Annotated in this window: 11 protein-coding genes; 6 read left to right on the plus strand and 5 right to left on the minus strand. The window is 68.8% G+C overall.

The features are described from left to right. Positions 1-77: 77 nt before the first annotated feature. The 4 genes from BDK89_RS04135 to BDK89_RS04150 are packed head-to-tail and all read left to right on the plus strand — an operon-like array spanning position 78 to position 7,768. Positions 78-3,344 (plus strand): ABC transporter permease, encoded by a 3,267-nt coding sequence (locus BDK89_RS04135; protein WP_133867749.1) that lies wholly within the window; start codon positions 78-80, stop codon positions 3,342-3,344. Further along, positions 3,341-6,061: an ABC transporter permease gene (locus BDK89_RS04140; RefSeq protein ID WP_133867750.1), complete on the plus strand. Its 2,721-nt coding sequence runs from the start codon at positions 3,341-3,343 to the stop codon at positions 6,059-6,061. The genes BDK89_RS04135 and BDK89_RS04140 overlap by 4 nt, the downstream gene beginning before the upstream one ends. Positions 6,062-6,104: 43 nt before the next feature. Beyond that, positions 6,105-7,052 carry an ABC transporter ATP-binding protein gene (locus BDK89_RS04145; RefSeq protein ID WP_133867751.1) on the plus strand — a complete coding sequence of 316 codons (948 nt, stop codon included), beginning with the start codon at positions 6,105-6,107 and terminating at the stop codon, positions 7,050-7,052. Between the two features lie 2 nt (positions 7,053-7,054). Continuing rightward, positions 7,055-7,768 (plus strand): ABC transporter ATP-binding protein, encoded by a 714-nt coding sequence (locus BDK89_RS04150; RefSeq protein WP_133870970.1) that lies wholly within the window; start codon positions 7,055-7,057, stop codon positions 7,766-7,768. Positions 7,769-7,800: 32 nt separating this feature from the next. On the opposite strand, the gene BDK89_RS21635 is transcribed toward BDK89_RS04150, so the two are convergent. Beyond that, positions 7,801-11,451, minus strand: a complete 3,651-nt coding sequence (locus BDK89_RS21635) for an RCC1 domain-containing protein (RefSeq protein ID WP_166657377.1) — start codon at positions 11,449-11,451, stop codon at positions 7,801-7,803. Positions 11,452-11,534: 83 nt separating this feature from the next. Here BDK89_RS21635 and BDK89_RS04175 point away from each other — a divergent pair, with 83 nt between their 5' ends. Further along, positions 11,535-12,959 (plus strand): HAD-IG family 5'-nucleotidase, encoded by a 1,425-nt coding sequence (locus BDK89_RS04175; RefSeq protein WP_133867752.1) that lies wholly within the window; start codon positions 11,535-11,537, stop codon positions 12,957-12,959. A gap of 21 nt (positions 12,960-12,980) precedes the next feature. On the opposite strand, the gene BDK89_RS04180 is transcribed toward BDK89_RS04175, so the two are convergent. The 4 genes from BDK89_RS04180 to BDK89_RS22640 are packed head-to-tail and all read right to left on the minus strand — an operon-like array spanning position 12,981 to position 20,254. Beyond that, the gene (locus tag BDK89_RS04180) at positions 12,981-14,906 is read right to left on the minus strand and encodes a hypothetical protein (RefSeq protein ID WP_133867753.1); all 1,926 of its coding nucleotides are present in this window, start codon (positions 14,904-14,906) and stop codon (positions 12,981-12,983) included. After that, positions 14,903-15,475, minus strand: a complete 573-nt coding sequence (locus BDK89_RS04185) for a SigE family RNA polymerase sigma factor (RefSeq protein ID WP_133867754.1) — start codon at positions 15,473-15,475, stop codon at positions 14,903-14,905. The genes BDK89_RS04180 and BDK89_RS04185 overlap by 4 nt, the downstream gene beginning before the upstream one ends. 55 nt (positions 15,476-15,530) lie before the next feature. Further along, positions 15,531-16,439: a mechanosensitive ion channel family protein gene (locus BDK89_RS04190; protein ID WP_133867755.1), complete on the minus strand. Its 909-nt coding sequence runs from the start codon at positions 16,437-16,439 to the stop codon at positions 15,531-15,533. Between the two features lie 50 nt (positions 16,440-16,489). Then, positions 16,490-20,254 carry a choice-of-anchor Q domain-containing protein gene (locus BDK89_RS22640; RefSeq protein ID WP_133867756.1) on the minus strand — a complete coding sequence of 1,255 codons (3,765 nt, stop codon included), beginning with the start codon at positions 20,252-20,254 and terminating at the stop codon, positions 16,490-16,492. Positions 20,255-20,388: 134 nt separating this feature from the next. On the opposite strand from BDK89_RS22640, the gene acs reads away from it, so the two are divergent. Then, entirely contained in the window at positions 20,389-22,347 is a 1,959-nt protein-coding gene (acs, locus tag BDK89_RS04200) for an acetate--CoA ligase (protein ID WP_133867757.1), read from the plus strand. The last annotated feature ends 101 nt before the right edge of the window (positions 22,348-22,448 follow it).

Genomic DNA, 22,448 nt, shown 5'->3' on the forward strand with positions numbered 1-22,448 from the left:
CCGGTCGAGCGTGCGCCGCCGACGTCGTCACGATCGCGTACGATGCGCACGGGGCTGGGGGAGGCCCCGTTCTCAGCGTGAACCTGACCCAACCCATGTTCTCGGTCCTGCCGCGCAGCAGGGCATCGGTGATGCTCCTCGTCGCCGCGCTCGTGATGGCGACCGTCGCCACCACACTCGTCGCCGCCGTACCGATGTACTCCTCCGCGATCGTCGAAGCAGGGCTCCGCAGCACCCTGCTCGACGCCCGTCCGGCCGCCAGCGGTTTCGAGGCGTCGTTCCGGACCCCGGCCGCCGACGTGGTCGCAGTCGACCGGTCGCTGACACGGCTCGCCGATGCCCGCCTCCCCGGCGAGCGCGACGACCTTCTGCTCGTCCGCTCCGACACGTACCAGCTGCCCGCAAACCGGACCGCGGACGGCTGGATCACCACCCTCGGCGTCGCCGACGGGGACGTGTTCGTCGAAACCGCCTCGACGCCGCCGCAGGACCCCGACGCCATCCCCGCACGCATCCACGTCGAAGCAGCCGAGTTGCTCGGGCTCGCTCCGGGCGACGTGATCGTGCTGGCCCGTGGCTCGGACGAACCCGTCGCCGTCGAGGTCGTTGCACTCGTCGAGCCCGCCGATCGACTCGACAAGGTGTGGTGGGACCAGCCACTGTTCCGCGACGGCGTCAGCCCCAACGGGTCGTTCACCGAGATCGGTCCGTTCTTCGTCGAACCGGAGGCGTTGGCCGAACTCGGCGGCACGGCGAACATCCGGTGGCGGGTCGTCCCCGAACCGGTCTCGATCACCACCGACGACATCCAGCGACTTCGACGGGGCGTCGCCGGCATGGGGACTGCGATCGGCGACCGCATCGACGCGACGACACTCGTCGTCGACACCGAGTTACCCGATCTGCTCACCACGACCGACACGGCGATCGGCGCCACCGGTGCCGTGATCGCCGCCATCCTCCTCCAGCTCGTCGGCATCGCCCTCTACGGCGTCGGTCTGTCTGCGGCCGTGCTCGTCTCGTCGCGAGCCGTCGAGACGTCGATGCTGAGGTCGCGAGGTGCGACGGCGGAGCAGCTCGGCGCGATGGCGGCGGTCGAGTCGCTCGTGATCGCCGTGCCCGCGGTCATCCTCGGCCCGATCCTCGGCGGCCGCGTCGTCGAACTCATCGAACGGTGGGGGCCCGTCGCCCAGACGGCGCTCGATCTGCGCCCCGAGCGTTCGGTGACGGCGTGGGTCGGCGCAGGAATCGTCGGCGTGCTCGTCGTCGCCATCGTCACGTGGCCGGCGGTGCGGTCGGCGCGCGGGTTCGCTCGATCACAAGCGGCCCGTGCCCGCCCCGACCGCTCCTTGCCGTTGCAACGCTCGGGCCTCGATCTGGTCATCGCGGCGCTCGCCATCCTCGGTCTGTGGCGTCTCGGCGGTTCGTCGGCGGCCACGAGCGATCTGAGCGGTCGCCTCGGCACCGACCCGGTCCTGGTGCTCGCTCCGACCCTCGGCGTGATCGCTGCGTCACTGATCACCCTGCGTCTCATCGCCGTCGTCGCTGACCTGGCCCAACGGGTGACCGCCCGCCAGGGCGGCTTGTCGCTCGCGCTCGCCGGGTGGGAGATCGCCCGCCGACCGGCACGGACGGCTCGGACGTCGGTGCTGATCGTGCTCGCCGTCACCGTCGGTACGTTCGCTGCCGTGCACGGTGCGTCGTGGCAACGATCGCTCGCCGATCAGGCCGACGCCGAGGTCTCGGCCGACCTGGTGATCACCCCCGACCCGCGACCGGCCGCGACGCTGCCCCAGCGTTACGTGGCCGACGCGTACCTGCAGCTCGACGGCGTCGAACAGGTCGTCCCCGTCGACCGTCCGACCGCCGCCGTGTCGGCCGAACTCAGCGCGGTGCCGGTCGTCCTCACCGACGCCGCCGCGCTCGAGGGAACGCTCCGCCTCCGGAGTGACCTCTACGGCGACCTCGGCAGCGCCGGCTCGTTCGCGCGACTCCACGATCCGGTCGACATCGGAGGAATCCATCTGGGCGACGCGACCGCCGATCTGGTCGTCGACTACGAGTTGGAGGCCCGTCCCGCCACGGCGCGTGGCGACATCCGGTTGTCCGCGACCGTGCTCGACCGGACGGGAACGCCGGTGTACATCGACGGTGATCGGATCCCGCTCGACACCACCAGCGGATCGGTCACCTTCCCCCTCCGGAACGAGGAGGTGCCCGGTGTGTCGCTCGGCCTCGACGGCCCGCTCCGCCTCGTCTCGCTCGACGTGGCCTTTCCGTCGGTCCGCGACGTCCCGTTCACCGACGAACCGCTCGATCCGGCCGAGTACACCCTCGAGCTCGGCCCGGCCGGGGTGGGTGACCGATCGTTCTCGCTCGAGGCTTCGTGGACGGTGAGTAGTGCGACGCTCGGCGACGTGTTGAGCCCACCGTCGAACGACGTGACCGGCACCGACGCCGGCATGCGCATCGTCGCCGACTCGGGTTCGACCCAGCGCGTGAACGCTGCCTACACCCTCACCATCGACACGGGTCCGTTCGGCGGGGGAGCGGGGAGCGAGATCCCCATCGTGGTGACGCCGGGCCTCCTCGATGCCACATCGCTCGGTGTCGACGACCGTCTGGTCGCCCGTCTGAACGGGGCAGCGGTCGACCTGCGGATCGTCGGTGTGGTGCCGGTCGTGCCGTTCCTGATCGACGAACCGATCGCGTTCGTCGCCGACTGGGAGACGGTCGCCCTCGATCTGTACGACCGGTCCCGTCGTGTGGAGACGCCCGACTCGTGGGCGGTCGCCGCCGACGAGGAGACGGCCCTCGAGATCCAGCGCCAACTGGCCGGCCCTCCCTACGATGTCGTCTCGGCGGTCGAGCGCCGCCAGACCGCACGAACGCTGAGCCGAGAACCGGTCACGGTCGGGCTCTCGGGCAGCCTCGCGCTCGCCCTCGCCGCATCACTCGTCGTCGCAGCCATCGGCCTCGTCCTGACCGCCGTCGTCGGAGGTCGAGAACGACGACCGGCGTTCGCCGTCCTGCGAGCGATGGGCACACGTGCCTCGGAGCTGCGACGCTGGCTCCTCCTCGAGACGGTGCCGCTGGTCGGCTTCTCCGCCCTGGCCGGCCTGGTCTCGGGGATCGCGCTCGCCCGACTCGCGCTGCCGAGCCTCGGGGTCGGGCGGGATGGCTCGTCGGCGATCCCGTCGCCGCAGTTGGTCGTGCCGTGGGGGACCTTGGCGATCATCGTGGCGATCGCCGTCGCCGCCGGCATGGCCCTGCCGGTCGTCACGGCGCGACTCCTGCGCCGCCACCGCACCGCCGACGAACTCCGGATCGGGGATACGACGTGATCGGCTGGAGTGTCCTCGTCGGCATGGGGCGGCGTACCGAGGTGGCCGTGTGGGCCATGATGCTCACCCTGCTGACGATCGTCGCGTTCGGCGCCGTGGCGGCGCCGCGCCTGCTGCGCGGCGCCGAGGAAGCCAGCCTCGAGCAAGCGCTCGAGGACGCACCGCTCGGGGCACGCCAGCTCGCGGTTCGGGTGATCTCCGACTATCCGCTCGGCGACACCGGCGATCCGCTCGAGCTGCAGCGGGAGCGTCTCGCCGAGATCGACGACCAGCTCTCGCCCGAGCTGCTCGAGCGGTTCGTCGACGAGCGGTTCGTCGCCGACACGAGCAGGTTCACCGTCGCCGCCCGTGCCGGCACCGAGCCCGACGCGGCCGAGGTGCCGGCGCTCCCGACGTTCCTCACGTTCCGGGTGCATCCGGAAATCGATGACCACTCCGAACTCGTCGCCGGTCGCCGCGCCGCCCCGTCCGATCGGGTGGTCGACGGTGCCGCCGTGTTCGAGTTCGAAGTGACACCGGAGACCGCTGCCGAACTCGGCTGGGAGATCGGCGATCAACTGCTCCTCACGGTCGATCCGAGCGATGTCGTGACCCGTTCGTTCAATGCCGGGCTGCCGGCCGACTTCGTCGGTGAGCTGGTCGGGCTCCGCGAACTCAGCGATCCGTTGGAGTCGTACTGGTTCGGCGACGCACGAGCGCATCGCCCGACCGTGGCCGACACCGGCATCGGTGCCAACGTCTTCGCCTTCGGCCTCGTGCACCCGGAGCAGCTGCCGTCGCGTCCGTTCGTCGCAGCCGGGCGGAGTCCGTTCGCGCTCGAACAGCGGCGCGATCTCGACGTCGAGTCGGTCACGCTCGACAGCGTCGACGGAACCCTGGCCGGCGTGCTCGCCCTCGAGGCGTCGTTCTCGACCCAGCCGACCCTGACCCGTCCCGGCGTCGCCAACTCGTTGCGCCCCGTGATCGAGACCGAGATCGCCCAGCGTGACGCCGGACGCTCCACCATCGTCCTGGCGGCGGCCGGGGTGCTGGGTGTCGTGTTGGCCACCCTCGCCCAGATCTTGCTTGCGGCGGCCGGCCGTCGTCGTGGCTGGCTCACCGTGGCCCGTGCTCGTGGTGCGTCGCGGCCGCAGGTCGTCGGGGGGTCGATGGTCGAGATGGCGGTGCTCGCGACGATCGCCGTCGTGGTCGGGGGAGGTCTGGCCCTCATGGCCTTCTCGTCGAATGCCTCCGATCTCGAGGCGCCGCTGGTCGTCGCGACCTGGGTCGGTGCGGTGCTGTGTTCCGGCTTGGTCGCCTTCTCGGAAGGGCTCCGCCGGGTCACGGTGTCGGGCCGGCCTTCCGCACATCCGGGTCTCGGGCGGTGGGGGAGGATCGGCGGCACCGTGCTGGTCGCCGTGACCTTCGCCGCCGTGATCACCTTCCGGCGTCGGGGCGTGACCGCAGCGACCGACGGCGCCGACCTGTTGGTCGTGCTCGTCCCGGTGCTCGTCCCCCTCAGCGTCGTCTACCTGCTGCGCTTCGCGGTGCCGACGTTCGTGGGGAGGGCGGCCCGCCGGGGTCTGGCGCTCGGTCCCGGTCGCCTCGTCGGGCTGCGTCGTGTGGCGACCGACCCGCAGTCGACCATCGGCGTGGTCGCCGTGATCGTGTTGGCCCTCACGGTCGCTGCCCTCGGTGTGGGGGTCGATCGAGCGCTCGCCGACGGCGCCGTCGACGCCAGTTGGGTCGAGGTCGAGGCCGACTACCGGATCGACACCCGGCAGCCGGGCGTCCGCGAGGCCGCGAATGCGGTTTCCGACACGGTCGTCGGTGTCGTCGGTGACACCCGCATCACCATCGAGCGCGACGACGAGGCGTTCGGCGCCACCTTCAACGCCGTCGACGTGGCGGCGGTCCAGTCGATCACCGAGGGCACCGCCGCGGACCAGTCGCTCCCGCTCGAACTCGCCGAACCGGGCCTCGACGGCTCCATCCCCGTCGTAGCCGCCGATCGGGTCAACGGCCGACTCGTCCGGGTCGGCGATCGCTTCGCCGGCGTCGGCACCCGCGCGGGGCAGGTGTACGAGGTGATCGAGGTCCGCGGCGCTGCCTACGGCCGCACGATCGACTTCCTCATCGCCGACCGCGGGGTCATGGCCGAGATCAGCGGTGTCGAGCCGGGGTTCGACACGGTGCTGGTCGGTGGCTCCGAGGCGATACGGGGCGAGATCGAGACGATTGCGAATGAGGCCGACGAGCGGCTGCGGGTGCGAGCCGACGTCCTGCAGCAACAGCTCGACGACCCGCTGAGTCGGATGGTTCGTCGCGGCTACGCCGTCGCGGCGGCGTTCTCGCTGCTGCTGTCACTCGTCGCGCTCGCCGCCGTGGCCGTCGCCACCGCGCGACGACGCCAGCGCGAGGTCGCGATCCTCGGTGTGCTCGGCGCCGGTCGTCGAGAAACGGTCGCAGCGGTCGTCGCCGAACTGGTTCCCGCCGCCGTCATCGGGTCGATCGTCGGCACGTTCGTCGGCTGGCTCGTCGCCCGGTCGTACGCGGGCCGCTACGACCTGTCCGCGTTCGCCGGTGGCACGCCGGTCTCGATCGAGGCCGTCCCGATCGCACTCGCGCTCGCCGGTGCAGCCGTCGCGCTCGCCTCGGTGATGGTGGCGGCGGTGCTCGCTCGTCGCATCGTCGTGGCGAACGCGGCCGACATCCTCCGGATCGACGGTGCAGCATGAGCGCGCCCTCGATCCGGTGCCACACTCCGAAGGGGAGGTTCCCATGGTCCAGTTCGTGACGCACGAACGCACCCGCACCCGCAGCGGCGTTCGCTGCGAGGGGCTGGTGCGCATCTTCAAGACGGCCGAGATCGAGGTCGTCGCGCTCCAGGGGCTCGACCTGCACGTCGATCCCGGCGAGATCATCACCGTCGTCGGTGCGTCCGGTTCGGGCAAGTCGACACTGCTCAACGTGTTGGGCGGGCTCGACGAGCCGACCGCCGGGACCGCCGTCGTCGGGTCGCACGACCTGATGCGGATGTCGGGCGCCGAACGCAACGAGTTCCGTCGGGACGTCGTCGGGTTCGTCTGGCAGCAGACGTCGCGCAACCTCCAGCCGTACCTCGACGCCCGACGCAACGTCGAGTTCCCGCTCGCGATCGCCGGCGTGTCGCGGCGGACGCGACGCATCAGGGCCGAGCAGCTGCTCGAGCTCGTGGGTCTGATCGACCGAGCCGACCATCGACCGAGTGAACTGTCGGGTGGCGAGCAGCAGCGCGTGGCGATCGCCGTCGCGCTGGCGAACGACCCGCAGCTCCTTCTCGCCGACGAGCCCACCGGCGAGCTCGACGTCGCCACAGCGATCGAGGTCTTCGGAGTGCTCCGTCGCGTCAACGAGGAACTCGGAGTGACGGCGGTGATCGTCACCCACGATCCGCTCGTGTCCCAGCAGGTCGACCGGACCGTGTCGATCAGAGACGGTCGCATCAGCTCCGAGATCGTCCGGGAAGGAGCCGGGCTCGACGCGTCACGGGTGATTGCCCGCGAGTTCTCGGTGCTCGATTCGGCCGGCCGTCTCCAACTGCCCGAGCACTACCTGGCAGCCCTCGATCTGCAGCGACGGGTGCGGCTCGAGCTGGAACCCGACCACGTCGGCGTGTGGCGAGACGTCGAGACCGACGAGGCAGCCTGGGCGAAACCGGAAGAGCACGACCAAGGCGGGCTGTCGTGAGCATGTTCGAGACCGTTTCGTCGGAGCCGGCGGAGCCCACCGACATCGTCGTGCTCGACGGGGTCGACAAGACGTACACGGGCGGGCGTTCGGTCGTCCATGCGCTGCAGTCGGTCGATCTGTCGGTTCGTTCCGGCACCCTGCTCGCGGTGCACGGACGGTCCGGGTCGGGCAAGACGACCCTGCTGAATGTGATCGGCGGACTCGACCGGCCCGACGCCGGACGGGTCGAGGTGTGCGGCCTCGATCTCGTGTCGGCGTCCGACGCCGAACTGACCGAGTTGCGACGGCGCAGCGTCGCGTTCGTGTTCCAGGGTTTCGGTCTCCTGCCGATGCTCAGCGCCGCCGAGAATGTCGAGGTGCCGCTCCGGCTCCAGGGCATCACCGAGCGCCGCGAGCGGGTCGAGGAACTGCTCGACGTCGTCGGCCTCGGCGGTCGGGCCGATCACCGTCCGAACGAGTTGTCGGGTGGCGAGCAGCAGCGAGTCGCGATCGCGCGTGCCCTCGCTGCCGATCCGCAGCTGCTCGTCGCCGACGAGCCGACCGGCCAGCTCGACTCTCGGACCGGCGCCGAGATCATGAAGCTGATCGTCGCCGTGGCGGCAGAGCGCGACATCGCCGTGGTCGTCGCCACCCACGACCTGTCGATCATCGACGACGCCGATCACCGCGTCGAACTCCAAGACGGCCACGTCATCGCCGAGCTCACCCCCTGACGGCGGACGCGGTCAGGGGGCGCTATAGCGCGTCAGCCGTCGTGGCCGGTGACGTCGATCAGAAGATGAGTCGTGGCGTGGGTGTACACGCAGACGTTGCCGTCGTCGTCGAGCTTGGCGATGACCTCGTTCGGTCGGACCCCGCCGGGCACATAGTTGACATGGCTGGCGTTGGGCACCTCGGGAGTGCACGGGTACACCGTCAGGTGCCCGGCCCCGGCGGGACGAACCGCCGTCACGTTCAGCACGGCGAGCGTCGCGTCGTCCGGCACGTCGCCGCGTCCGGCGATCGGGACCTCCCACGAGGTGCCGCCGGCAATCGGGCCGGTGTCGCGGAACTGCCCGTCGAAGGTGTCCTCGTCGCGTGTGTCGCCGTACCGGACGGGGGCGATCGACGTGAACCGCGGAGTCTGCTCGAGGTAGCCCACGACGTCGACGATCAGATGCGTACTCGCATGTGAGTACAGGCAGATCTCGCCGTCGTCCGACAACCGGACGACGAGCTCGTTCGGGCGAGTGGTGCCGGCGAAGTAGTTGAGGTGGCTGGCGGTCGGAGGCGTGCCGGTGCACGGGTATGCAGTGATGTGGCCCGACGCGGCCGCTCCGGCGACGGTCACGTTGAGCACCGCGGTCACGGCGTCGTCGGGCACGTTCCCTCGGCCGGCGATGTCGACCTTCCACGAGCTGCCGGCCGCGACCGGGCCGGTGTCGCGGAATGCACCGTCGATCGTGTCCTGTGTGCGAGAGTCGGCGAAGCGGGCAGGCTCGAGCGGGACGAATGCCGAGTCGCCGGGCACGAAGCCGACGACGTCGACGATCAGGTCGGTCTCGGCGAACGAGAAGAAGCACAGGGCGCCGGTGGGTGAGAGCTTGGCGATCACCTCGTTCGGGTCGACGGCACCTGCGAGATAGTTGACCGACGACGCACTCGGCACCGTGGCCGTGCAGGGGTACACCGTGACGTGACCGGGAGCCGACGAACGAACCGTCGTCACGTTGATCACGACCGCTGCGGCGTCGTGCGGCACGTCACCCCGGCCGGCGATGTCGACCTCGTAGGTCGATCCGGCGGCGATACGGCCGTCTCGTCGGAAGCGTCCGTCCGTGGTCTCGCCGATCGGCCGGGTGTCGGCGAAGCGGCCCGGTTCGAGCGTCGTGAAGGCGGCGGGTTCGGTCGGCACCGTCGAGGTGGTCGACGACGTCGAACTCGAACTCGAACTCGACGAGGTCGACGACCCCGGCACCGAGCTCGTCGAACTCGACGTCGACGAACTGGAGTCCGGCACCGAACTGGTCGAGCTGCTGGACGACGAGCTGGAGCTGGATGACGACGAGCTGGAGCTGGACGAGCTGGAGCTGGACGAGCTGCTGGACGACGAGCTGGAGCTGGACGAGCTGGAGCTGGACGAGCTGCTGGACGACGACGAGCTGGACGAGCTGGAGCTGGATGACGACGAGCTGGACGAGCTGGAGCTGGATGAGCTGGACGAGCTGGACGACGAGCTCGTGGTGGTCGTCGCCAGCGGGGCCGCCGTGGCGACCTCGACCGGCGTCGACGCCGCCGGAATCTGCCCGAGGTTGCCGAGTCCGTTCGCGCCCCAACACTCGACGGAGCTGTCGGCGAGGCGGACACACACCGTGCCCGCGTGGGCGTCGATGTCGGTCGCCGTCGAGATGCGCGACACGACGACCGGGGTCGACGTCGACTGCCCAGTCCCGTCGCCCAGTCGGCCGTCGGCGCCGAGCCCCCAACACACCACCGCCCCGGTCGACCGGAGTGCGCACGAGAAGTCGACTCCGGACGCCACTTCGGTGGCATCGCTGATGCCCGTGATCTGGACGGGGACATCCGAACTCGATCCGCCGACTGCGCCGGCGTAGTTGTAGCCCCAGCACCACACGGTGCCGTCGCTCTTCTGGGCGCAGTTGTGGTTGCTCCCGGCGGCGATCGTCTCGACGCCGGTCAAGCCGGTGACGGCGACGCTGGTCGGGGAATCGGTGTCGTCTCCGTTGCCGAGCTTGCCGTTCCAGTTGCGTCCGACGCAGCGGACCGTGTCGTCGGCGAGCAGCACGCAGGTGTGGTTCTGGCCGGCGGTGACGTGCGTCGCGGTGCTGATCCCGGTCATCGCCGCCGGCGTCGTCTCGGTGAAGCTCGTCGTCCCACGCCCGAGCTGGCCGTGGTCGTTGCGGCCGGCGCACTCGACGGTTCCGTCGGTGAGCGCAGCGCAGTAGAAGTCGTTGCCGATGCTGACATCGGCAGCCTTCGTCGACAGGTCGACGGTGGCGACCGGCGGGAAGCACGAGAACGTGCCGTCGCCGTCGATCGCGCAGGCCGGGTCGACCTGCTGGCCGCCGCCGCCGCCGTCGAGGACCTCGATCCCCGACAGACCGGCCACCGTCGTCGGGCCGGTCTGAGTGCTGTACAGCTGGCCCCAGCAGGTGACATCGCCGTCGTCGACCGAACACGCGAAGCCCTGTCCGACGGCGACGCTGTCCGCGCTGACGCCGGGCACCACGACCGGCGTCGCCGCCGTGTCGGTCGCCAGCGACGGATCGCCGAGCTGGCCGCCGGTGTTCGATCCCCAGCACCACGCCGAACCAGTGCCCGAGGCGACGCACGAATGGCCGGCCCCGCTGCTGATGTCGACGACGTCGAACGGCGGCTCGATCTCGACGGGGGAGACCAGGAACGGCACGCCGGCGCTCTGCATGATGGCCCCTCGATAGTTCGATCCCCAGCACCACAGGTCGCCGTCGACGTCGAGCGCGCACGTGGAGACGGACATGACTTCGATCTGAGCGATCTCGGGCAGGCCCGGCACCTGGAGCGGGGCCGAACTGGCAGAACCGCCACCGCTGGCGCCGGTGCCGAGCTGCCCGAAGTCGCCGGCGCCCCAGCACCACACCGTCCCCGACCCGGTCAGTGCACAGACGTGGCTCTGCTCAGTCGCGACCTGGACCACGTCGGTGAGGCCGGCGATCGGGTTCGGGGCGTGTACGAAGCCACCGGCCGGATCGATGCCGGCCTTGCCGAACGAATTGTTGCCCCAGCACGACACCGTGCCGCCGGCGTGTCGCAGACAGGTGAAGAACTGGGCCGCCGAGATCTCGACCGCGTCGGTCACGCCCGACACCTGGACGATGCCCGATCCGCCGCCCGGACCGTCGCCGAGCTGACCGCTGCTGTCGTTGCCCCAGCAGTAGGCCTCGCCGGTCGCGACGACCGCACAACTGTGGGTGTAGCCGGCCGACACGTCGATCACGTCGGACAACGGGATCTGGACGGGTGACGTGGCGTCACTCCCCGGGGTACCGGTGGCGGCTCCCTGGTTGTTGGCTCCCCAGCACCAGATGTCGCCGCTGTCGTCACGCGCACAGGTGATGCCGAAGCCGGCGGATACCTCGACGATGTCGGTGAGTCCCGGCACGGCCACGGGCGTGGCACCACCCGGGGCGATCGGATCGCCGAGCGCACCCCGGCCGTTGTCGCCCCAGCACTCGATCGTTGCGTCGTTCAGAACGGCGCAGGTGTGTTCGTCGCCGGCGCTGATCGAGACCGCCGACTCGGCTCGGGCCACCGGTTCGGGGCCCGAGAACTGGACGACCACCGTGGCGGCGATCGTTCCCAACACCATCATCAGGGCCATGAACCGGCCCCGCCGACTCGCTCCGCTCGTTTCCATGCGACGAGCCGACCATGCGGCCGTGAACCGGCCGTGAACGGGTCGGTGGGGGAGCGGGTCGTGGGCGTGGCACACTCGTCGTCGTGACCCATGATCTGCCCGCGCTGCCGCCCGAACGGGGCATGTTCGCCAACCGCACGCTCAACCTGCGTTCGGTGGAGGCGATCGGGTACGACATGGACTACACGCTGATCCCGTATCGCACCGACGAGTGGGAGGCGGCCGCGTTCGCCCACGCCGGCATCGAGCTCGGGCGGCACGGCGTGAACGTGGAGGGCCTGCACTTCGAGCCCGACGCCTACATCCAAGGGCTCGTGATCGACCTCGATCTCGGCAACCTGCTCAAGGCCACCCGATTCGGCTACGTCATCCAGGGCACACACGGCACCACCCGGCTGTCGTTCGACGAACTCCGGCGTGCCTACTCCGACGTCGTGGTCGACCTGGCCGAGCCGAGGTTCCGGTTCCTCAACACCCTGTTCTCCATCTCGGAGGCGTCGCTCTACGCCCAGCTCGTCGACCGCCTCGACGCCGGCGAGCTGATGACGAGCGAGCGGGCGGCGCCGATGGGGTACGACGAGCTGTACCGGCTCGTGTCGGGGTCGATCGACAAGGTGCACCAGACCGGCGCGCTGAAGTCGGAGATCATCAGCAACCCCGACCGGTTCTGCTCGCTCGACGACGAGACGGCCCGCACCCTGCTCGATCAACGCCTTGCCGGCAAGCGGCTCCTGCTCATCACGAACAGCGAGTGGACCTACACCCAGCCGATGATGCGCTACGCGTTCGATCGTGCCGTCGCCGACGAGATCGCCGGGGGCACGTGGCGCGACCTGTTCGACATCGTCGTGGTCGCGGCGGCCAAGCCGCTGTTCTTCGAGGCGAACGTGTCGTCGTTCCGGATGGTCGATCCCGATCGCGGCCTGTTCATCCCGCACCACGGGCGGTACGCAGAAGGCGAGGTGTACCACGGCGGCTGCGCCTCGGTGGTCGAGCAGAGCCTCGACCTCGCCGGCGATCAGATCCTGTACGTCGGCGACCACCTGTTCGGCGACGTCCACGTGACCAAGACCCTCGTCCGCTGGCGGACGGCGCTCATCCTGCGCGAGATCGAGGGCGAGATCGTCGACGCCGTCGGGTTCGCCGACGACGAGGCGGTGTTGCGATCGATGATGCTCGACAAGGTCGACCTCGAGACCCGGCTGTCACAGGCTCGGCTCGACGCGGCCCGTGCCGGATCCCGCCGTTCCGACGACATCGACCGGTTGTACGGCGAGATCGCCCGACTCGACGAGAAGATCACACCGTTGGCGATCCGTTCCGGATCGCTCGGCAACGATGTGTGGGGTCCGTTGATGCGGGCGGGCAACGACAAGAGCCTGTTCGCCCGCCAGGTCGAGAAGTACGCCGACGTCTACACCAGCCGGGTCGCCAACTTCGGCGCCCGCACCCCCTACGCCTACCTCCGAGCCGCCCGAACCAACCTCCCCCACGACACCCCGGCCTGACCTCGTCGGTCCCCAGCCCGGTCAGGGGCAGAGGTCGGCCGGATAACTCGTTGCGCCCTCGGGCGGCAGGTCAAGCACGACCGTGTCGGGACCGATCATGAGACCGAACTCCCAGTCGGCCGTCGCACCGGTTCCGACGATGAACTCGTACATCGGACCCGCACCGTCGGTTACCGATCCCATGCTGCTGATGTCGCCTCGAACGGTGGTCCCGGCTACACAGCCGGGTAGATCGGTCAGAACCGCGAAGGTGCGAGTGCCGTCCGCCAGCTGCCGCGTCGGGAACACGACGATGTCACCGGGCTGCTGACAGCCGGCCGACACGGCGTTGCCGTCGGTGACGACACACAACTGGCCGTCGTCGATGCCGAACCAGTACGCGAGGCCGCCGTCCTCGCCCGAGGTCAGGACGACCATGTCGTCCACTCCGAGCTCGGTGGCCGACGGGTTGTCAGCCAGGGCTGGGTCGGGAGTCGGTGCCGCCGACTCGTCGTGAGCGACGACGCCCGGTTCGACGACGCCGAGCGGCTCGCCGTCGGTCGACATGGCAGTGAACGTCGGCATGGCTACGTCGACGGTCACCGCGATGAACCACACCCATCCGCTCGCCTCGATCCGTTCGATCGTCATGCGGGAGCTGTCATCCACCGAGAGCGTCGCCACCGACGGGTCGGCCATGATGAGCCAGTTGGCGACGCGATCGCTGGTGCCCTGGTCGACCGTCGCGGCGGCCACGCCGTCGGGCAACGTCTCGGGCATCCCCTGGCAGCTTCCCGACGAGCCGCTGCCCGTTGCGACGTTGACGCACAGTTGTCCGTCGATCTCGCCGAAGGCCCACCCGTACGTGACGTCGTCGATCTCACCGCCGCCTTCGCCGAACAGCACGTCGAACGACGCCGCATCTGCGTCGGGAGGCGATTCGGATCGCAGCAGTTCCGCCCAGGTCCGTTCGTCGACCGTCACAACGGTCGTGGCGAGCGAATCCAGGCGCTCGACGGACGGATCGGCCCCAGCGGAGAGCAACTGTGCAACGACTCCCTGCGATGGAGCCCACATCAGGAGTCGGCCGCCCTGCTGTTCGTCGCCGCCGTACAACGGACCCCAGTCGAACTCGTAGCCCGTGCCACCGGCCAGTTCGATCTCGACCGGCTCGTCGAGCCACCACTCGGCAGCCGTCACCGATGCTGCGAGCGATCCACGCATCGTCGTCAGAACGAGCGAACGGTCGCTGCCGTCGGCCGGCTCGTAGACCACCGTCGAGCTGTCGGGCTCCATGCCGCGCATCGTCGAGAACGGCGCCCCGGCATCGGATGCCACGAGGTCGAGGGCGACTGAGGACGGGAGCGGGCCGGCGTCGGGATCGACGACCAGCTGTTCGGCGATCTCGAGGAGTCGGTCGGCGTCGGCGTGATGGCTGGCGAGCAGGATCCACGGTCCATCGGTCTCCCGCCATGTGAGCGACGTGCCGCCCGCGTCGAGTCCGGCATCCTCGCCGGACGCGATGACGCCGCTGACGCCTCGGACGTCGACCGGGTCGCCATTTCCGGTCTCGCCGAAGTCGCCCCACGCGACGAGGAGGTCGTCCGACTCGAAGGCGGTGTCGTCCGAGTCGTCGCCGTAGTAGTCGAACCGGAACTGCTCTGCCTCCGAAGCCTGCGTTCCATCGGTTGCGAACACCGGGATCCACGCCGGTGACTCAATGCCGAGTTTCGGCACCTCGACGTCGACGGGCAGCGAGATGGGTGCGGTCACGGGTTCGACGTCGTCGCGACCTCGGTTGACGACCAGGAGGCCGCCGACGATCACGATGATGACGGCTGCGCCGGCGAAGACCGGTCGCCAGAGGGCTGATCGAGACGCGGCCTCGCCGATCGGTGGCCGTTCGAGCGGTGCGACTGCTGTTCGTACAGCGGTCGACGAACTACGAGCGATCTCCTCGAGTTTCATGATTCGGTGCCTTCCCGGGATGCGTCGTCGGCACCGAGCCGTGCGGCCAGGGTGGCGCGAGCCCGGTGCAGTTGGGTCTTGACCGTGCCTGCGGAGATGCCGAGGACGGCGGCGATGTCGTCTACGGGGCGATCGTCGAGGTAGTGGAGGGCAACGATCTGTGCCTGCCGTTCGGGTAAGCCTCGTACGGCCGACCAGAACTGATCGGCCGACTCGGGTAGTTCGCCCGGAAGATCACGATTGCGGACGGCATGCTTGGCGTAGGCCCGCGCCTCAGCGCTGCGGCGCCGTCCCCACGAACGAGCCTTGTTGACGGCAACTCGACGTACCCACGCTCCTGGATCGTCGTAGTCGGCGATCACACCCCACTTTCGGTGGGCTTCGATGAATGCGTCCTGTGCGAGCTCCTCGGCAGCCCACCGGCTCCCGGAGAGCACATACACGAGCGCCACCACTTGGTGGTATTCCGACCGGTAACAGTCGGTGAACGACCGCGTGGTCGTCCGAAGGAGATCGGGTTGTTCGCCGATCTCCCCATCATGCGTCGTTCTCACACCACCAACACGCACACCACCCCGATCCGGGTTGACAGCCGGCGAGCCTCGAGCTGCATCAGGCCATTGGTCAGGTCCGGATGCTGCCGGCGGGGGTGACGTCGGCTTCGTTCTGGAGGGCGGCCTTGAAGCTGGGGGTGGCCTGCAAGGCGACGATGTCGGCGGGCATCTCGATGCCGGCGTCGTCGAGGCGGCGCTTGACCGCCTTGATGGCGGCGTCCTTGACGAGGAGTGAGTCGAACCGGCGGGCCGAGGTCCAGAACATGGCGACGATGTCGACGGTCGACACATTCAGATTTTCGACCAGCGCCATCGGCGGCGGATCGAGTCGGACACCGTCGACGGAACGCAAGGCAGCGATGATCGCGGTAGTCGCTTCCTCGGCGTCGTTCTCGTAGGCGATGCCCACCACGAACTCCTGACGATGGTCGTCGCGATAGGTGTGGACCACGATCTCGTTCTTGTAGACGTCGCGATTCGGGATGACCACCAGCTCGCCGTCGTACCGGATGATGCGGGTCTCGCGGATGGTGATGCCCTCGACGGTGCCCGACTGGCCCATCACCTCGATCTGGTCACCGGACCGGAACGGCTGGCGGAACAACAACAGCATCCCGGAGAGGGTGTTCTCGAGGATGTCCTGGAATGCGAAGCCGACGGCGATCGAGAAGAAGCCGAGACCAGCCAGCAGGTCGACCGGACGCACCGACGGGAACGTGATCGCCATCGCGATCAGCACGACCACGGTCAGGAAGATCCAACCGCCGATCTTGCTCATCACGGTCGCAAAGCTCGGAGTCTGGCGTCGTCGGAGGTACCGGTGGAGCAGCCATCGCAGTCCTCGGCTCGCGGCCCACCCAGCCGCCACGATCACCGCCGCCACGCCGATGCGCGGCACGAAGTCGAGCGTCGATTCCCACAGCGACGACGCCGACTCCTCGATCTCCGCAGCCGGGTCATCCGTCGCACGCAACCACATGACACGTGCAATACCCGGGTGACACGGTCACCAACCGGCTTGCTCGCGGCTCACCCGTTGTGGCTGGTGGCGTCGATGAGGATGTGGGTGGTGGCGTGGGTGTAGATGCAGACGTGGCCGGCGGGATCGAGCTTGGCGATGACCTCGTTGGCTCGGACGTCGCCGGCGGTGTAGTTGACGTGGGAGGCGTTGGGGACCTCGTCGGTGCAGGGGTAGACGGTGAGGTGTCCTGCGGCCTGGGGGTTGACGGCGGTGACGTTCAGCACGGCGGTCGTTGCCGAGGCCGGGATGGCGCCGCGTCCGGCGATGGGTACCTTCCAGGAGGTGCCGGCGGGGATGGGGCCGGTATTTCGGTGTTGGTCGTCGAAGGTGGGTTGGTTGCGGGTGTCGCCGTATCGGGTCGGCTCGAGTGGGGTGTGGCCGTCGGTGGGGGTGAGGTAGCCGACGGCGTCGACGATCACGTGGCTGGTGGCGTGGGTGTGGATGCAGACGTGGCCGGTGTCGGAGAGTTTGGCGACGACTTCGTTGGGTCGGACCTGGCCGGGGAAGTAGTTGAGCGATGACGCGGTCGGGACCTCGTCGGTGCAGGGATAGATGGTGAAGTGGCCCGCGGCCTGTGGGTTGACGGCGGTGACGTTCAGCACGGCGGTGGTCGCAGTGACGGGGATCTCGCCCCGACCGGCGATCTGGATCTTCCAGGTGGTGCCCGCTTGGCGTGGTCCGGTGTTGCGGGACCGGTTGTCGAAGGTGGGTTGGTCACGGCTGTCGGCGTAGCGGGCGGGGTCGATGGGGGTGTGGGGTGACCCGAGGGCGACGTAGCCGACGACGTCGGCGATCACGTGGACGTCGGCGTGGGTGTAGATGCAGATCGATCCGGTCGCGGAGACCTTGGCGATGACTTCGTTCGGGGTGACGGAGCCGGGGGTGTAGTTGACGGTGGAGGCGGTCGGGATGTCGGTCGTGCACGGGTAGACGGTGGCGTGGCCGGGGGCGGTTGCGCCGACCGTGGTGAGGTTGACGATGACGGCATTGACGTCGTCGGGGACGTCGCCGCGGCCGGCGATGTCGACCTCCATGAACGTGCCGGCGGGGTTGGCGCCCGTTCGTTCGTAGCGGTCGTCGAGGGTGTCGCCGATGGGGCGGGTGTCGACGAAGCGGGCCGGGTCGACCGAGGTGTAGGCGTTGTTGTCGTTGCGCTCGTCGCAGGCATCACCGGCGCCGTCACCATCGACGTCGGACTGGCCCGGGTTCAACACTGCCGGACAGTTGTCGTCGGGGTTGTCGATGCCGTCACCGTCGATGTCGTCGTCGTCGATCGGGTCGCAGGCGTCGCCGATCCCGTCGCCGTCGCCGTCGGTCTGACCCGGGTTGGCGTCGTTCACGCAATTGTCGCTCGGGTCGAAGATGCCGTCGCCGTCGGCGTCCTGGGCCTCCACCGCTCCGGCGTCGTGAGCGGCCCCTTGGGGGCGGGAGACGCCACGCTGGTCGGTCGCCGGCGACCCGGGCACCGCTCCGGTCACGAAATCGAGAGCCGGGGAACCAGGCCGGAGTGCTCGGGTCGATGTCGGTCCGCCGACGTCGCCGAGCGCCTCCAACCCCGGATCGGACACCCCGAGCTGGTCCGTGCCCCCGAACGCTGTGATTCCGGAGTCGACGGTGCCCAGCAGGTTGTAGCCGAGGGAGGTGAACGACGGATCACCACTACCGATCTGGACGTCGGAAGAACCGACGTTCGTCGTGAGGATCGATCCGCCGACCTCCAGTGACGAAGAGGTCTCGAAAGTTGCGATGCCGGCTCCGACGGAGCTGGAGTTGTCGGTGATCGTGGAGAACAGAATGCTGGCATCGCCGACGATGCTGATCGCTCCACCGTTGTCGGTAGCGGTGTTGTCGGTCAGTGTGCTGTTGACGATGGTGAGGTCGCCGCCCGACCCGATCGCTCCGCCGGACTCTGCTCGGTTGCCGGTCATCGTGGTGCCGCTGACGTCGAGGGTGCCCGACGTGACGTTGATACCACCGCCGCTGCCGTCGGTTGCGACGTTGTCGGCGAAGGTCGAGTCGACGATCTCGACGGTGCTGTCGTACATCGACAGTCCACCGGCCCACCCGGCGAGATTGTCGGAGATCAGGCTGTCGACGATCGACAATGTCGAGTACGAGACGTACAGACCTCCACCGGTCCCGGAGCGGTTCCCCGTCACGGTGACACCGTCGAGTGTCGTCGGGCCGGCCACGAGGATCGCTCCACCTTGGAGCGCGTACGATCCGGTGATGGTGACGTCACGCACCGTCGTTGCTGACTGGATGACCAGCTGGCGTGCGTTCCCGTTGCCGTCGATCGTATGGCCGCCGCCGTCGACGACGAGTGCGAGATCGGGGGTCGTGTTAACGATGGTCGGGAGGCGCCGGGTGAGGTCGAGGTCGGCGTCGATGTCGATCGTCGCGATCCCCGGGCCGTCGAGACGGTTGTAGCAGGCGATCGCCGCACCGAGATCGCCGCCTGTGGCGACCGTCCAGGACGTGCCGGAGCACACGTTCTCGAACGATCCGGCGTCGGCGGCGACACCGCTCGGTCGGGTGGCGCCGCGTTGGTCGGTGGTCACGACCGGAACGACGGCACCGCTCACCAGGTCGATCGCCGGCGAACCCGGTAGCAGCGGGATCGACCAGGTGCCGCCACCGTGGTCGGACATCCCGTCGAGCATCGGATCGGCGATCACCGAGGTGCCATCGGTGGAGAAAGGTGTGTCCGGGCCGGGGTTCTCGATCACGTTGTACCCGCCGGACACGAAGGACGCGACCGCAGGTTCACCCCCGGTGTGGAGCTCGACGTCGAAGCCGCCGTCGTAGCCGTTGGCGACGATCGACGCGGTCAGCGTGAGTTGTGTATCGCTCGCCCCGTAGTTGGAGATGTTCGCCCCGAGCGGGGCGCTGTTCCACACGAGGGTCGACCACGCGACCTGCATCGTCCCCCAGTCGTTGAACACGCCGCCGCCGCGCTGCGAAGCGGTGTTCCCGGTGATCGACGAGTTGACGATCATCGACGTCGAGCCCGCGCTGAGCTGAGCGAACCCGCCACCGACTGTCGCGCTGTTGGCGGAGAGATCGCTGTTCTCGATGGCAACCAGCTCCTGGGTGACGGTCGCAACGCCACCGCCCTTGACCCCGGCACTGTTCGAACGGATGGTGGTTGCCGACACGGTCAGCGCTGCGTCCGAACGTATCCCGCCACCATCCGCTGCGGCCGTGTTGTTGCCGATGTCGGAGTCGATGATGGTCAGCGGCCCGGCGGAGTAGATCCCTCCGCCGCTATCAGTTGCCTGGCTGTCTCTGATGTCGGTGTTGACGATGGTCAGAGTGCCGCTGTTGTGGATGCCGCCGCCGTCGGTCCCGGCACCGTTTGCGATGTACAGGTTCTCGATCGATACGACCGCAGTGGACGCGATCGACAATCCTCGTGCAGCGTCCTGGCCGTCGATGGTCGCGTACTCGCCGGAGATGTGGGTAGCTCCGGTCAGTGCCGGAAGATCGGAGGTCAACCCGATGTAGGTGGCCGAGCCGAGGACGATCGTGTCCTCATCGGTGTCGGAGCCACCGGGGCAGTCGCCTGCCGGCGAGTTGGTGTTCGCTGCCAGGATTGCTTCGCGTAGCGAGCACGAGCCGTCAACGACCACGTCGTCGGCAGTCGTGTCGACGACGATCGTCGTGCCCGCGGCCTGCGCCACTGTGTCGGGCACCGCGACGAAAACGGTCGTGGCGAGTAGCGCTGCGCCCGCAGTCGCCGCCCAACCCCATGGTCGACAAACGCTCTTCATGATTCAACCTCCGCCACGCAGCCCGCTGCCGCCGTCTCGGCACCCTAGCAAGCCGGTGCGAAGGGCGACCGAGATGGCCCGGACGCCGGGCGGATTGAGATGACCGCGTGCGGAGCTGTTCTACGATGGCGCCCATGAGCGAGGGGAACCAGCAGTCGATCGAAGCGTTGTCAGCGGAGCACCGGATGTTCCCGCCGCCGGCCGAGTTCGCGGCGAATGCGCTGACGAACGATCGGACGTTGTTCGACGAGGCCGCCGCCGATCACGAGGGGTTCTGGGCGCGGCAGGCGTCGGAGCTCGTCGAGTGGTCCCGGCCCTGGGACACGGTGCTCGAATGGGATCTGCCGTATTCGAAGTGGTTCCTCGGTGGGCAGCTCAACGTGTCGGCCAACTGCCTCGACCGCCACGTCGCCGCCGGCAACGGCGACAAGATCGCCATCCACTGGGAGGGTGAGCCGGGCGATTCGCGCGACATCACCTACGCCGAGATGCTCGACGAGGTGTCGAAGTTCGCCAATGTGCTCACCGGTCTCGGCGTCGAGAAGGGTGACCGGGTCATGGTCTACATGCCGATGATCCCCGAAGCCGCCGTTGCGATGCTGGCGTGCGCCCGGATCGGCGCCCCACACTCGGTGGTGTTCGGCGGGTTCTCCGCCCAGTCGCTCGCCGACCGGATCGACGACGCCGACGCCAAGGTCGTCATCACCGCCGACGGCGGTCATCGGCGCGGGTCGGTCTTCCCGCTCAAGCCTGCCGCCGACGAGGCGGTCGAGAAGACGTCGACCATCGAGCACGTCGTGGTCGTCAAGCGGGGCGGCAACGAGGTCGACATGGTCGACGGACGCGACCACTGGTACCACGAGTTGATGAACGGTGCGTCGGCCGACTGCCCGCCCGTGCCGCACGACAGCGAAGACCTGCTGTTCCTGCTCTACACCTCCGGTACCACCGGCAAGCCGAAGGGCATCATGCACACGATGGGTGGTTACCTCACCCACACCACGTACACCCACAAGTACGTGTTCGACCTGCACCCCGAGACCGACGTCTTCTGGTGCACCGCCGACGTCGGCTGGATCACCGGCCACAGCTACATCGTCTACGGCCCGATGTCGAACGGCTGCACCCAGGTGATGTACGAGGGCGTCCCGAACTATCCCGAGAACGACCGCTTCTGGGAGATCGTCGCCAAGTACGGCGTCACGAAGTTCTACACCGCCCCGACCGCCATCCGAACCTTCATGAAGTGGGGAGCGGAGGAGCCGGCCAAGCACGATCTGTCGTCGCTGCAGCTGCTCGGCACGGTCGGCGAGCCGATCAACCCCGAGGCGTGGATGTGGTACCACGAACACATCGGTGGCGGCCGTTGTCCGATCGTCGACACCTGGTGGCAGACCGAGACGGGCGGCATCATGATCAGCCCGCTGCCCGGCGTCACGACCACCAAGCCGGGTTCGGCGACGCACCCGCTGCCCGGTGTCGTGGCCGAACTCGTCGACGACGACGCCAACCACGTCGAGACCGGCGGCGGCTACCTGACCCTCACCAAGCCGTGGCCCGGCATGTTGCGCGGCATCTGGGGTGACCCACAGCGGTACATCGACACGTACTGGGGTCGCTTCGACGATCGCTACTTCGCCGGCGACGGCGCGAAGATCGACGACGACGGGTACCTGTGGGTGTTGGGCCGCGTCGACGACGTCATGAACGTGTCCGGCCACCGCATCTCCACCGCCGAGGTCGAGTCGGCGCTCGTCTCGCACCCGTCGGTCGCCGAGGCCGCCGTCGTCGGGGCCACCGACGCGACCACCGGACAGGCGGTCATGGCCTACGTGATCCTGCGGAGCGGCGCCGCCGACGTGACCCCGGAAGAACTCCGGACCCACGTCGCCGGCGAGATCGGCGCGATCGCGAAGCCGAAGGCGATCTTCATCACCCCGGATCTGCCGAAGACCCGGTCGGGCAAGATCATGCGACGCCTGCTTCGCGACGTGGCCGAAGGCCGTAATCTGGGCGACACGACGACCTTGGCCGACGCTTCCGTCGTCGACGAGCTGCAGCGCAGGGCCAACGAAGCGCCCTCGGACGAATGAACCACGCATGACCGAACCCGGCCCACCGACTCCTCGACCCGACGACGCCGACGACGACTCGTCCGAGCTCGGGAGAGCGCTGGGCCGGCTCAAGCGGGACG

This window comes from Ilumatobacter fluminis (genome assembly GCF_004364865.1).
Taxonomy (GTDB): Bacteria; Actinomycetota; Acidimicrobiia; order Acidimicrobiales; family Ilumatobacteraceae; genus Ilumatobacter; species Ilumatobacter fluminis.